Annotated in this window: 11 protein-coding genes and 5 tRNA genes; 2 read left to right on the top strand and 14 right to left on the bottom strand. The window is 52.9% G+C overall.

Translation table 11 applies throughout. The features are described from left to right. Positions 1-33: 33 nt before the first annotated feature. The 5 genes from lnt to miaB form a co-directional block, all read right to left on the bottom strand. On the bottom strand, positions 34-1,587 hold the full coding sequence (gene lnt, locus HMPREF3119_RS17095) for an apolipoprotein N-acyltransferase (RefSeq protein WP_004235611.1): 1,554 nt from the start codon (positions 1,585-1,587) through the stop codon (positions 34-36). Beyond that, positions 1,584-2,474 carry a CNNM family magnesium/cobalt transport protein CorC gene (corC, locus tag HMPREF3119_RS17090; RefSeq protein WP_004235612.1) on the bottom strand — a complete coding sequence of 297 codons (891 nt, stop codon included), beginning with the start codon at positions 2,472-2,474 and terminating at the stop codon, positions 1,584-1,586. Before corC ends, lnt begins: the two co-directional genes overlap by 4 nt. 70 nt (positions 2,475-2,544) lie before the next feature. Continuing rightward, positions 2,545-3,012 (bottom strand): rRNA maturation RNase YbeY, encoded by a 468-nt coding sequence (ybeY, locus tag HMPREF3119_RS17085; RefSeq protein WP_004235613.1) that lies wholly within the window; start codon positions 3,010-3,012, stop codon positions 2,545-2,547. Then, the gene (locus HMPREF3119_RS17080) at positions 3,005-4,087 is read right to left on the bottom strand and encodes a PhoH family protein (protein WP_062772239.1); all 1,083 of its coding nucleotides are present in this window, start codon (positions 4,085-4,087) and stop codon (positions 3,005-3,007) included. The genes ybeY and HMPREF3119_RS17080 overlap by 8 nt, the downstream gene beginning before the upstream one ends. Before the next feature lie 52 nt (positions 4,088-4,139). Continuing rightward, complete coding sequence (miaB, locus tag HMPREF3119_RS17075; protein ID WP_015422540.1) at positions 4,140-5,579, bottom strand: tRNA (N6-isopentenyl adenosine(37)-C2)-methylthiotransferase MiaB; 1,440 nt, start codon at positions 5,577-5,579, stop codon at positions 4,140-4,142. A 204-nt stretch (positions 5,580-5,783) separates the two neighbouring features. Between miaB and ubiF the strand changes: the two genes are divergently transcribed. Next, entirely contained in the window at positions 5,784-6,965 is a 1,182-nt protein-coding gene (gene ubiF, locus HMPREF3119_RS17070) for a 3-demethoxyubiquinol 3-hydroxylase (RefSeq protein WP_070580398.1), read from the top strand. Positions 6,966-7,182: 217 nt separating this feature from the next. Here the strand turns inward: ubiF and HMPREF3119_RS17065 are convergent. From HMPREF3119_RS17065 to nagB, 9 genes are all read right to left on the bottom strand, one after another. Next, a tRNA-Gln gene (locus HMPREF3119_RS17065) sits at positions 7,183-7,257 on the bottom strand. Positions 7,258-7,278: 21 nt separating this feature from the next. Continuing rightward, positions 7,279-7,355: transfer RNA gene (locus tag HMPREF3119_RS17060), tRNA-Met, on the bottom strand. A gap of 37 nt (positions 7,356-7,392) precedes the next feature. Beyond that, positions 7,393-7,467 (bottom strand) — tRNA-Gln (locus tag HMPREF3119_RS17055). Positions 7,468-7,506: 39 nt separating this feature from the next. Next, positions 7,507-7,591, bottom strand: a tRNA-Leu gene (locus HMPREF3119_RS17050). 8 nt (positions 7,592-7,599) lie between these two features. Continuing rightward, a tRNA-Met gene (locus HMPREF3119_RS17045) sits at positions 7,600-7,676 on the bottom strand. After that, the gene (locus HMPREF3119_RS18970) at positions 7,654-7,851 is read right to left on the bottom strand and encodes a hypothetical protein (protein ID WP_004235617.1); all 198 of its coding nucleotides are present in this window, start codon (positions 7,849-7,851) and stop codon (positions 7,654-7,656) included. Before HMPREF3119_RS18970 ends, HMPREF3119_RS17045 begins: the two co-directional genes overlap by 23 nt. Positions 7,852-7,866: 15 nt before the next feature. Continuing rightward, positions 7,867-9,102 carry a DNA-binding transcriptional regulator NagC gene (locus HMPREF3119_RS17040; protein ID WP_070580396.1) on the bottom strand — a complete coding sequence of 412 codons (1,236 nt, stop codon included), beginning with the start codon at positions 9,100-9,102 and terminating at the stop codon, positions 7,867-7,869. 13 nt (positions 9,103-9,115) lie between these two features. Then, positions 9,116-10,279 (bottom strand): N-acetylglucosamine-6-phosphate deacetylase, encoded by a 1,164-nt coding sequence (gene nagA / locus HMPREF3119_RS17035; protein ID WP_070580394.1) that lies wholly within the window; start codon positions 10,277-10,279, stop codon positions 9,116-9,118. Between the two features lie 83 nt (positions 10,280-10,362). After that, on the bottom strand, positions 10,363-11,172 hold the full coding sequence (gene nagB / locus HMPREF3119_RS17030; RefSeq protein WP_070580392.1) for a glucosamine-6-phosphate deaminase: 810 nt from the start codon (positions 11,170-11,172) through the stop codon (positions 10,363-10,365). Positions 11,173-11,600: 428 nt separating this feature from the next. Between nagB and nagE the strand changes: the two genes are divergently transcribed. After that, positions 11,601-13,631, top strand: coding sequence for an N-acetylglucosamine-specific PTS transporter subunit IIBC (nagE, locus tag HMPREF3119_RS17025; RefSeq protein ID WP_070580390.1), 2,031 nt, complete (start codon positions 11,601-11,603; stop codon positions 13,629-13,631). Positions 13,632-13,714 lie beyond the last annotated feature (83 nt).

Genomic DNA, 13,714 nt, shown 5'->3' with positions numbered 1-13,714 from the left:
GCGGGATTTTTTTATCTGCGGAAACTTTTCGTATCAGCGAAAATGCAGACCGCGTTCTGTGCTCTTTCTGCGTTTTATCAGTGCCAGACCCAGGAAGACAACGGTGGCACCCCAGACCGGCCAGGTGCCCATACGGTAATACGGTGTGAAGCCGGACGCTGAGGTTACAGTGGCACTCAGGGTGGCCTGTGTGAACTGCGGCAACTGAGCGGTGACAGAGCCGTCCGGCGCAATAATAGCGGTAATACCGTTATTGGTGGCACGCAGCAGCGGACGACCCAGCTCCAGCGCACGCATCCGTGCCATCTGGAAATGCTGCCACGGGCCGATGGAGCGGCCGAACCAGGCATCATTGGAGGCAGTCAGCAGCACGCCGGTTTTATCGGTCATATTGCGGCGCACCTGCTCCCCGAGGATCACTTCATAGCAAATCTCGGCGGTGAGTGTCATTTTTCCGGCGGTCAGCGGCGGCTGGATGTAACCTCCGCGGCTGAAAGCAGACATCGGCAGATTAAAGAACGGCGCCAGCGGACGCAGTAAATCTTCCAGCGGCACAAACTCCCCGAACGGCACTAAGTGATGTTTGTAATAGCGGTTTTTATCCCGGCTGTCGTATTCACTTTTATTACCCAGCACAATCAGGGTGTTGTAAACATCGTACTCTTTACCGTCTGCTTTCGGAACTGCATCAACCACACCGGTGATCAGCTGTGCGCCGCTGAGTGTCAGCAGGCCGTTGAGCTGATCCAGAAACGCAGACTGACTGGCGGCAAAATCCGGAATAGCGGATTCCGGCCAGATAATCAGGGTATCAGGCCGGAAGTAGGGGCGGCTCTCTTTGAGATAGATACCCAGCGTTTTATCCAGCATACCCTGTTCCCATTTCAGGGACTGGGCGATATTTCCCTGAACCAGCGCGACCTGAGTCGGGTCGTTGTTCATCTGATACCACTGGTAGTTGCGGGCGAGCCACGGCGCGAACAGCAGTACCAGCGCCGGGATCAGCGGACGGATACGGCGCTGTGAGAGTGAAAGAGCAATCAGCCCGCTTATCACCATCAGCAGGAAGGTGATGGCATTCACACCCAGGATTGGCGCCAGTGCACGCATCGGGCCGTCAATCTGGGTATAGCCGAATTCCAGCCACGGGAAGCCGGTCAGCACCCAGCCGCGTAAAAATTCAGTGAGCTGCCAGAGTGCCGGGGCGGCAATCACCAGACGCCAGACTGTGGCGTGCGGGAAGCATTTGGCCAGCAGGCCGGCAAACAGCATCGGATAGAGCGCCAGATAGGCAGCCAGCAGGACAACAAGGAACAGGTTGGCAATTTCCGGCATACCACCGAAATCCGCGATACTGACATACACCCAGTTTACGCCGCTGCCGAATAAACCCAGCCCCCAGGCGAAACCGATAGCACAGGCCTGTTTACCTGTCCGGTTGAGAGTCAGCAGCAGCAGGGCGGCCAGTGCGGGCAGTGAGAAATACCAGAGATCAAAAGGCGAAAAGGCCAGCGTTCCGCCGGCCCCGAAAATCAGTGCCAGCAGCAGACGCGGCCACTGGCGTAAACCATGAGGTGATTTTATCATGTCAGATTATCTTCATCTAAAGACGGGATTGGAGCATCGTCCGGAATCTTAACATGTAACTGGATAATTTTACGACTGTCTGCCATCGCAACTTTGAACTGGTAGTTGTCAATCTCAATGGTTTCACCACGGGTCGGCAGATGGCCGAAGGCCTGCATCACCAGCCCGCCGACGGTATCGACCTCTTCATCACTGAAGCGGGTGCCGAATGCGTCGTTAAAATCTTCTATCTGGGTGAGGGCGCGGACAGAATAAGAATGCAGACTGAGCTGACGGATATCCACGTCATCCTCATCATCGTATTCATCCTCAATTTCGCCGACAATTAACTCCAGAATATCCTCGATAGTGACAAGTCCGGAGACTCCGCCGAATTCATCGATCACAATCGCCATATGATAGCGCTGGGAGCGGAACTCCTTAAGCAGACGGTCAACACGCTTACTTTCCGGCACAACAACCGCCTGGCGCAGCACTTTATCAATACTGAATTCTTCGGAATCACTGCGCATAAACGGCAGCAAATCTTTTGCCATCAGCAGGCCTTCAATGTGATCTTTGTCTTCACTGATCACCGGAAAGCGGGAGTGGGCAGAATCAATAATGACATCCAGGCACTCGTCGAGTGTCTGATTGCGCTTGAGAGTCACAATTTGTGAACGCGGGATCATGATATCGCGGACACGCTGATCAGAAATATCCATTACCCCTTCGAGCATGTCGCGGGTGTCAGGATCGATCAGTGCATTTTGTTCGGAATCACGGATGACCTCAACGAGGTCTTCACGGCTTTTGGGCTCGCCGTGGAACAGTTGCTGGCGCAGCAGAGAAAAGAAACCCTTTTTCTGGTTCGGTGTATCACTACCCGATGGATGGTCGTCGCTCATGGCGGTTTTTTTACATTCCCCGATTTAATGAAAGATGCCGTATTATGTAGCATAAAAACGGCATCGCTGACTACGCTTTTTCTGTGATATACGGATCAGAATAGCCTAATTTTTTTAAGATTTCCGTTTCCAGGCCTTCCATCTCTTCTGCTTCATCGTCTTCGATGTGGTCATAACCCAGCAGATGCAGGCAGCCGTGGATGACCATATGCGCCCAGTGTTCTTCTTCGGTTTTTTCCTGTTCGGCGGCTTCGCGCTCCACCACCTGACGGCAGATAATCAAATCCCCCAGCAGCGGCAGTTCAATTTCCGGCGGCACTTCAAACGGGAAGGAGAGCACGTTGGTCGGTTTATCCATGCCGCGGTAAGTCAGGTTCAGCTCGTGGCTTTCCGCTTCATCCACCAGGCGGATGGTAACTTCACTCTCTTCCTGAAACATCGGCAGCACGCCGTCAATCCAGCGCTGAAACTGAGCTTCAGAGGGCAGGTTGTCTGTGTTTTCACAGGCGATTTGTAAATCAAGAACCGGATTACTCATGAGATTGTTCCTGCTGCGCCTGCGCGCGTTCGGCATCACGCTGCTGTTTCAGCATCTGTTTGCGTTTCTGTTCTGCGGCTTCCCACGCTTCATAGGCAATAACCACTTTTGCCACGATAGGATGACGCACCACGTCTTCACTGTGGAAGAAGTTAAAGCTCAGTTCCGGTACATCCGCCAGCACTTCAATGGCGTGACGCAGACCGGATTTATTGCCGTTCGGCAGGTCAATCTGGGTGATATCCCCGGTGATAACCGCTTTGGAGTTAAAGCCGATACGGGTCAGGAACATTTTCATCTGTTCGATGGTGGTGTTCTGGCTTTCATCGAGAATAATAAAGGCATCGTTCAGGGTCCGGCCGCGCATATAGGCCAGCGGCGCGACTTCAATCACGTTGCGCTCAATCAGCTTTTCCACTTTCTCAAAGCCGAGCATTTCAAACAGCGCATCGTACAGCGGGCGCAGATACGGATCGACTTTCTGGCTGAGATCTCCGGGCAGGAAGCCGAGTTTTTCACCGGCCTCAACGGCAGGACGAGTCAGCAGGATGCGGCGGATTTCCTGACGCTCAAGAGCATCCACAGCTGCGGCGACCGCCAGATAGGTTTTCCCGGTTCCGGCAGGGCCGATACCGAAGGTGATATCGTGGTCGAGAATATGGGCGATATACTGTGCCTGGTTTGGCGTACGTGGTTTAACCACACCGCGTTTGGTTTTGATATTGACGGATTTGCCGTAGTCCGGCACATGTTCGTCACTCTGTTCCAGTACACGGCTTTCTGCCACGGCCAGGTGAACCTGCTCCGGGTCGATATCGTGGATCACACCGCGCACCGGGGCAGTTTCCACATAGAGCTGGCGCAGGATAGCCGCAGCGGCTTTGACGCAGTGCGGTTTGCCGGTCAGCCGGAAGCGGTTGTCGCGGCGGCTGATTTCGGTGCCGAGACGGCGCTCAAGCAGTTTGATGTTATCATCGAAGGGACCGCAGAGGCTTTGCAGACGCTGATTTTCGGCGGGTTCGAGGAAAATTTCCTGTGTTGCTACCTGTGAAGGTGATATATAGGTCTCTGTCACTGAATCTCTCTGTGTATTCTCACGCGCAGGTCATTCTGCGCGTGATCGTTAGTTAGTGTACGGATGGCTGATAGATGCCGACACCCAGTTCGTCTTCTTTACGGGTGCGGGCAATCACGGATTCCGGGGTTTCGTGAACACGCAGGTTCATCTGATCTTCTGTCCGGATCACGCGGCCGCGCAGTGAGTTGGTATAGACATCGGTAATTTCGACATCCACAAATTTGCCGATCATGTCCGGGGTGCCTTCAAAGTTCACCACGCGGTTGTTTTCGGTGCGTCCGGATAATTCCATGACGTCTTTACGGGACGGGCCTTCCACCAGGATACGCTGTGTGGTGCCGAGCATCTGGCGGCTGTAGCTCATCGCCTGCTGGTTAATCCGCTGCTGTAACAGGTACAGACGCTGTTTTTTCTCTTCTTCGGTCACGTCATCCGGCAGATCAGCCGCCGGGGTACCCGGACGCGGGGAGTAGATGAAACTGAAGCTCATATCGAAATTCACGTCTGCAATAAGCTGCATGGTTTTTTCGAAGTCGTCATTAGTTTCTCCAGGGAAGCCGACGATAAAGTCAGAGCTGATCAGGATGTCCGGACGCGCTTTGCGCAGTTTGCGGATGATGGATTTGTATTCCAGCGCGGTATGGGCGCGTTTCATCTGGGTCAGAATACGGTCTGAGCCGCTCTGTACCGGCAGATGCAGGAAGCTGACCAGCTCCGGGGTATCTTCATATACGGCGATAATATCATCCGTGAATTCAATCGGATGGCTGGTGGTAAAGCGGATGCGGTCGATACCGTCAATCGCGGCCACCAGGCGGATCAGTTCGGCAAAACTGCAGATGCTGCCGTCAAACGCCGGGCCGCGGTAAGCATTCACGTTCTGACCCAGCAGGTTCACTTCACGCACACCCTGAGCGGCTAACTGTGCGATTTCAAACAGCACATCATCACACGGACGGCTGACTTCCTCACCACGGGTGTAAGGCACCACGCAGAAGGTGCAGTATTTATTACAGCCTTCCATGATAGAAACAAACGCGGACGGGCCTTCGGCGCGCGGTTCCGGCAGGCGGTCAAATTTTTCGATTTCCGGGAAGCTGATGTCCACAATCGGGCTGCGGTCGCCTCTGAGTTTGTTGATCATCTCCGGCAGGCGGTGCAGTGTCTGCGGGCCGAAGACAATGTCCACGGCCGGGGCGCGGCGGCGGATAAAATCCCCTTCCTGGGAGGCCACACAGCCCCCGACACCGATAATAATGTCCGGATTCACATCCTTGAGGTTTTTCCAGCGGCCGAGCTGGTGGAACACTTTTTCCTGCGCTTTTTCACGGATAGAACAGGTATTAAGCAGGAGAATATCGGCTTCATCGGCATTGTCTGTTAAAGTATAGCCGTGGGTGCTTTCCAGCAGGTCAGCCATTTTGGATGAATCGTACTCATTCATCTGACAGCCCCAGGTTTTTATGTACAGTTTTTTACTCGTCGACATTTTCTCAATCCGCTGTTTTCAGTGAAACAATACCCGCAACACTGAAAAGCATTGTGTGTATTCAATCAGGTTTTGATGTAACCAATGGTCGATATTGTAGTCATTTGACACACCAGTGACCAGACCCGGCAGCACGGATCTTCACCTTTCCCGGTGAATTTACGGCAATTGAACAAAAAATCAACGTATTAGAATAGGTATGTCATGGATAACCCGTTAACACATTCTGAAGTCACCGTTATCGGCGGGGGAATGATTGGTGCCGCCACAGCCCTGGGACTGGCTCAGGCCGGTTTTCGTGTCACTGTGGCTGAGTTACAGGCACCGGCACCGTTCGATGCTCAGAGCCGCCCTGACGTGCGGATTTCCGCCATCAGCCGCGCGTCAGCTGAGTTACTGGAGAGTCTCGGGGTATGGGAGCGTGTCCGTGATATGCGTTGTGTACCGTACCGGACCCTGGAAACTTATGAGGAACCGGGGTCGGAAGTAACCTTTACCGCAGAGAGCCTGGGGTTACCTGAGCTGGGGTATATGGTGGAAAACCCGGTACTGCAGCGGGCATTGTGGGAGATGATCACCGCTCATGAGCTGATCACCTGTCTGTGCCCGGCACGGTTGCAGAGTATGACAAAGCAATCCGGTGAATGGTTGCTGACATTTGATAACGGCGACGTAATCAGTTCCCGTCTGGTTATCGGCGCGGACGGTGCGAAATCACAGGTCAGAACGCTGGCCGGTATCGGCAGCCGCGGCTGGCAGTATCGTCAGTCCTGTATGCTGATCACCGTTGATACCGGACGTGAGCAGCAGGATATCACCTGGCAGCAGTTTTTCCCGTCCGGCCCGCGTGCGTTTCTGCCGCTGTTTGACTCTTATGCCTCGCTGGTCTGGTATGACTCACCGGCGCGGATCCGCCAGCTCAGTAAACTGCCGCTGCCGCAACTGCAGGCGGAAATCCGCGCATCATTCCCTGAGCGTCTCGGAGATATCACGCCGCTGGCCTGCGGCTCTTTCCCGCTGGTGCGTCATCATGCTGCTCACTATGTACAGGACGGGCTGGCTCTGATCGGCGATGCGGCGCATACCATTAATCCGCTGGCCGGGCAGGGAGTAAACCTCGGTTACCGTGATGCGGATACCCTGCTGAATACCCTGATTGCGGCGCGTGAGTGTTGTGAGGACTGGGGCAGTGAGTCTGTTCTCAGACGTTATGAGCGCCGCCGCCGTCCGGATAACCTGTTGATGCAGGCCGGGATGGATGCGTTTTATCTCACTTTCAGTAATACCCTGCCGGGGTTACAGCCGTTGCGTAACCTGGCACTGACGGTGGCACAACGTGCAACACCGCTGAAAAAACTGGCGCTGAAATATGCGCTGGGGGTATAACCCGTTGGTTTTCCGGCCGGTCAGGTAACAGCGGACAGCGGGTAAAAGAAACGAAAAGCGTAAAGCGCCATGGATGGCGCGAATCGAGCGGACAGGGATGTGTTTACAGCGTCTTTTCGTTTTTACCCGCTGGCAGCAGAAGCACGAAATAACAGAATAATGGTTTTATCCGGATTCAAAAAAGCAAAAAGCCCGTCAGAGACGGGCTTTCAGAATTTGGCTGGGGTACCAGGATTCGAACCTGGGAATGCTGGAATCAGAATCCAGTGCCTTACCGCTTGGCGATACCCCAAAAGATAGTGGCTGCAAAAGATGGTGGCTACGACGGGATTCGAACCTGTGACCCCAACATTATGAGTGTTGTGCTCTAACCAACTGAGCTACGTAGCCATCTTTTACTGCTTTAACAAAGCCGCTTTTCAGAATATGGCTGGGGTACCTGGATTCGAACCAGGGCATGCCAGGATCAAAACCTGGTGCCTTACCGCTTGGCGATACCCCATCCGGAGATACAATAAGCAACAACGAATGTCACGAGAAATGGTGCGGGAGGCGAGACTTGAACTCGCACACCTTGCGGCGCCAGAACCTAAATCTGGTGCGTCTACCAATTTCGCCACTCCCGCAAAAAAGATGGTGGCTACGACGGGATTCGAACCTGTGACCCCAACATTATGAGTGTTGTGCTCTAACCAACTGAGCTACGTAGCCATCTTTTTTTTGCGTGACCTTCATCGGCGTTGCGGGGCGCATTATGCGGATTACAGCCAAAAGCGTCAACTGCTTTTTGCAGATATTTTGATGAAATCCGTTTGTTTGCCTGCATAATAATCACTTTGAAGATAAACAGTACAAAAAACAGGATAAAATCACGGAGTTGACGCATTTATCCGGTGGCGGATTATTCCGCCATATCCGGTTTATTTTCCAGAACATGCAGCAGCAGTTCACCGTACAGCATCGCCCGTTTTATCAGGGCAAATGCCCCGATAGCGGAGTTCGGCGGCAGCTGTGAAATCACCACCGGCAGATCCTCACGGAAATTTTTCAGCGACTGCGTATTTATGCAGCTTTGCAGGGCAGGGAGCAGTACATTTTCAGCGGCGGTTATCTCACCGGCAATCACCACTTTTTGCGGGTTAAACAGGTTTATCGTGATGGCAATGGCTTTTCCGAGGGAATTACCGACCTGTTTTATCACTTCTGCCGCAAGAGCATCCCCCCGGTTAGCGGCACGGCAGATGGCGCGGATGGAGCAGTTATCCGGCGTCAGTTCACTCTCAAACCCCTGAGCCAGCTGGTGTTTTACCCGGGTTTCAATGGCGGCATCTGATGCGACGGTTTCCAGACAACCGAAGTTTCCGCAGTGGCAGCGTTCACCGAGCGGATCTATCTGAATATGGCCGATTTCGCCGAGATTACCACGCCGGTTCAGCAGGATCTGATTATTGATAATGATCCCCGCCCCGGCTCCCCGGTGAATACGCACCAGCAGGGAATCCGCGCAATCGCGGGTGGCACCGAAATAGTGTTCGGCCAGCGCGAGGCTGCGGATATCATGGCCGGCATAGCACGGCAGCTTAAAATGGTGATGAAGATTTTCAGTCAGCGGCCAGTCACTGACAGCAATGTGCGGCATATAGCGCACAATGCCGCGATCCGGATCGACCAGACCGGGCAGGATCACCGCAATGGCGATAAGCTCGCGGATACGGCGCTGGTGCGTCTGTCTGAAGTTGTCGATCAGTGCAATAAGTTTGGCTTCCGCATCTGCCTGAGAAGTGGCTTCCAGGGGACAGGTCTCTTCTTCGAGCGCCCGTCCGCTGAGATCAAACAGTGCGATAGTGGCATCATGGCGGCCGAGACGCACGCCGATAGTCTGAAAGGCGCGGTGCTCGGAAATAATGGAGATAGCGCGGCGTCCGCCGGTGGATGCCTGCTGATCCACCTCTTTTATCAGGCCGCGCTCAAGAAGCTGACGGGTAATTTTGGTCACACTGGCGGGAGCCAGCTGACTTTGTTCGGCAATCTGAATGCGTGAAATCGGGCCGGAACGGTCTATCAGGCGGTAAACCACCGCCCCGTTCAGCTGTTTGACTAAATCAATATTACCTATCTGCGGAATTCCGTTACCCATCGGCGTCTTTTACTCATGATGTATGGACCACATTCCCGTTAACGATTGTCATACAGACAGAAAAATCAGCGGTGAAGGCGGTCAGGTTGGCAATACTGCCGGATTTAATACTTCCCAGTCTGTCCTGAACACCAATTGCCCGTGCCGGATAGAGTGTGGCCATGCGCAGGGTTTCATCCAGCGGAATACCGACATGCTGAACACAGTTTGCCACTGCGCGGATCATGGTGAGTGAGGAACCACTCAGTGTGCCGTTTTCGTCCACACATAAACCATCACGATAATATATCGTTTTGCCGGCAAAGATAAAATGATCCAGCCCGCTGGTTTTCGGATCAAGCCCCGCCGGTGCGGTGGCATCGGTGACCAGGATCAGCTTGTCGCGCTTGAGGGCTTTACTGTTACGGATGTTAGGCCAGGAAACATGCAGGCCGTCAGCAATAATTCCGGCATATATTTCAGAGGTATCATAAATCGCGCCGATCAGTCCCGGCTGGCGGCCGGAAATGTACGGCATGGCATTAAACAGGTGGGTGGAGAGGGTGATGCCGTTTTCAAACCCGGCACGGGACTCTTCATAACTCGCATTGGAGTGCCCGGAGGAGACCACAATTCCGGCATCCGTCAGTTTGCGGATAACGGCGGGGTCCACCATTTCCGGCGCCAGGGTGAGTTTGGTAATCACATCTGCGTTGTCACACAGGAAATCAATCATCGCGGCATCCGGCTTGCGGATATAGTCCGGATTGTGCGTGCCTTTCTTCACCGGGTTGATGTAAGGCCCTTCCAGATGCAGCCCCAGCGCCTGATTTTTATGGTTTTTCAGATAATCACGCATGGTGCTGACACTCAGTTTCATCAGCGAATCAGGGCTGGTGATCAGTGTCGGCAGGAAGCTGGTGCAGCCGGTGCGTTCGTTGGCTTTCTGCATAATGTCCAGGGTGCGGACAGTGATATCGTCCTCATTGTCATTAAACTGTACGCCGCCGCAGCCGTTGACCTGTAAATCAATAAATCCCGGGGAGAGAATGGCACCGCCCAGATCCCGGGTGTCAATTCCGTCCGGTAACTCACTGACCGGACACACGCTGTGGATTAATTCGCCGTCAATAATGACCGCGTGGTTTTCCAGACGATCGTGACCGGTATAAATAATGGCATTGGTTAATGCGTACATAACGCCTCCTGGGGGAGAGAATACTTATTTAAAGATAAGACAACACAACAAAAACCGCCCGGATAAAGGGCGGTCAGCATCGGTTATTCAGCAGCAAATTGTTCGATAATGTCAGATTCAAGGTGACAGAAATACTTCAGGGTTTTCACTTTCAGCTCAAGTGTGGCCGGTTCATCACACACCACAATGGCTTTCGGGTGGATCTGCACACAGGTAATCGTCCACATATGATTCACCGAGCCTTCAACCGCCTGCTGTACCGCCATAGCCTTGTTATGGCCGGTGGCGAGGATCAGCAGTTCTTTGGCATCCATCAGTGTGCCGACACCTACAGTGAGTGCATATTTCGGTACTTTATTGATGTCATTATCAAAGAAACGGGAGTTGGCGATGCGGGTTTCCGGTGTCAGCGTTTTGACACGGGTGCGCGAAGTCAGTGATGAGCCCGGTTCGTTAAAGGCAATGTGACCGTCATTACCGACACCGCCCATAAACAGCTGCACGCCGCCGTAAGCTTTCATCTTCGCTTCGTAGCGTTCACATTCCGCATCGGTATCCGGGGCATTACCATTGAGCAGGTTGATGTTTTCTGCCGGGATATCAATGTGATTAAAGAAATTCTCATGCATAAATGAGTGATAGCTCTGTGGATGGGACTCCGGCAGGCCGATATACTCATCCATATTAAAGGTCACCACATGACGGAAACTGACTTTTCCGGCCTGATACAGGGCGATCAGCGCTTTGTAGGTGGCCAGCGGGGTGCCGCCGGTCGGCAGTCCCAGAACAAAAGGGCGTTCTGCCGTCGGGCGGAACGCGTTAATTTTGTCAGCGATGTATTGTGCGGACCACTGACCGACATCCTGCGCTTTCGCAAGAGGGATTAAACGCATATCGATTCTACCTCGTTAAGTTATACCGGGTTATCGGCCCGGTATCTGCTGTGCTGTCTCAGGAAGATCCTTCCTGTCTCATCTATAGCATGAATACCCGGAATTTATTAGTCACGGGAGAGAATACAGCCGCCGGAAAAGATATTTTTTATCTTAAAATAAGTTTTGTGTGACTGCCAGCATTTTAACCAGCCGGTGACGAATATTGGTGACAATAATCACAAATCACAGCTATTTAATTTGCGAAGCGAAATAAACTTTTTAGACTGATACGTATAGTTGGCAGTAAAATAAGTGTTACGCAATCCGGTGAGTGATCAGACCGGTTGTTACAAATTCAGTTGTACACAATAAGGCAGCCGGTCATGGCTGTGATAATAATGCTGTAAAACAAAAAGGCCGTTCGTCAGGGCGGCAAGGGGGAGTGAGTGGGTATACTGAACTATCTGCAGCGGATTGGCCGGGCACTGATGGTGCCTGTCGCCACATTGCCGGCTGCGGCAATTCTGATGGGGGTCGGTTACTGGATCGACCCGACGGGCTGGGGTGCGGACAACGTGGTTGCCGCGTTCCTGATTAAATCCGGTGCAGCTATCATTGATAACATGTCAATGCTGTTTGCTATCGGTATCGCTTACGGGATGTCAAAAGACAAAGACGGTGCGGCAGCACTGACCGGTTTTGTCAGCTTTATGGTGGTGACCACCCTGTGTTCCACCGCGACAGTCGGTATGATTCAGGGGATCCCTCCGGAAGCGGTTCCGGCGGCGTTCGGTAAGATCAACAACCAGTTTATCGGTATTCTGGTCGGTGTTATTTCCGCCGAACTGTATAACCGTTACAGCGGTGTTGAGCTGCCGATGGCATTGTCATTCTTCAGCGGCCGCCGTCTGGTGCCTATCCTGGCATCATTCGTGATGATCCTGGTGGCTGCGGTACTGATGTATGTCTGGCCGGTCATTTATGATGCACTGGTTTCCTTCGGTAAGAGCATTAAAGACCTGGGCGCGTGGGGCGCGGGGATTTACGGCTTCTTTAATCGTCTGTTAATTCCTGTCGGTCTGCACCATGCACTGAACTCCGTGTTCTGGTTCAACGTGGCAGATATCAACGATATTCCTAACTTCCTGGCCGGTCAGCAATCCATTGATGCCGGTACGGCGATTCCGGGTGTCACAGGCCGTTATCAGGCTGGTTTCTTCCCGATCATGATGTTTGGTATCCCGGGGGCCGCGCTGGCGATTTATCACTGCGCCAAACCGGAAAACAAAGCAAAAGTGGCCGGTATCATGATCGCCGGTGCATTTGCCGCGTTCTTCACCGGTATCACCGAGCCGATTGAATTCTCCTTTATGTTCGTGGCACCGGTTCTGTATGTCATCCATGCCTTCCTGACCGGTATCTCCCTGTTTATCGCTGCAACCATGCAGTGGATTTCAGGTTTCGGCTTTAGTGCGGGGCTGGTGGATATGGCGTTGTCTTCACGCAACCCGCTGGCAACCAACTGGTATATGCTGATCCTGCAGGGCCTGGTCTTCTTCGCGCTGTACTATGTGGTGTTCCGTTTTGTTATCACCAAATTCAACCTGTTAACCCCGGGCCGTGAAGCGGCGATGGCAACCAACGATACCGTTGATGGTTACAGCGAGAATGTCAGCACTGATAACAAAAAAGATGAGAAAAAATCCATCAGCAGCGAAGCGCGTCAGTATATCGCGGCTATCGGTGGTTCAGATAACCTGACCGGTATTGATGCGTGTATCACCCGCCTGCGTCTGACTGTAAAAGACTCCGCGCAGGTTAATGATGCTTATGCGAAACAAATAGGTGCATCCGGCGTTATCCGTCTGAATAAAGAGAGTGTGCAGGTGATTGTCGGCACCCGTGCCGAGCTGATTGCCAATGCCATGCGTGACGTACTGAAAGAAGGCCCGGTTGCGGCAGCTCAGGCTGCGGCGGCTCCGGAAGCTGTGAAAGCCAAAGCACAGGGCAATGGTAACGTGGTACTGACGCTGGTGGCACCATTCGACGGTGAAGTGGTTGATTTATCCGCTGTACCGGATGAAGCATTTGCCGGCCGTGTTGTCGGCGACGGTATTGCCATCAAACCGGAAAGTGACACCGTATATGCCCCGGCGGCAGGTACTGTGGTGAAAATTTTCGATACCAACCATGCATTCTGCCTGGAAACCGATAATGGTGCGGAAATTATTGTCCACATGGGTATTGATACCGTGAATCTGAACGGTAACGGTTTTACCCGCCTGATTGAAGAAGGCGCACAGGTTGCTGCCGGTGATGCGGTGCTGAAACTGGATCTGGCGTATCTGAACGAACATGCCAAATCCATGATAAGCCCGGTAATCATCAGTAATATCGATGATTATGATCGCGTGGAGATTGTTGCTAAAGGTCTGGTTAAGGCAAACGAATCTGAACTGTATCATGTCATTAAATAAGTGATTGCGGTTATGATAATAACGGGAGGCAGCTGCTTCCCGTTTTTTTATCTGTTTTTTGCGCGAAGGCATCTGCCCGGCTG

Source organism: Morganella sp. HMSC11D09, assembly GCF_001807955.1.
Classification (GTDB): domain Bacteria; phylum Pseudomonadota; class Gammaproteobacteria; order Enterobacterales; family Enterobacteriaceae; genus Morganella; species Morganella morganii.
Note: the sequence above shows the minus strand (reverse complement) of the source record. Positions and strands in the feature narration are given on the sequence as shown.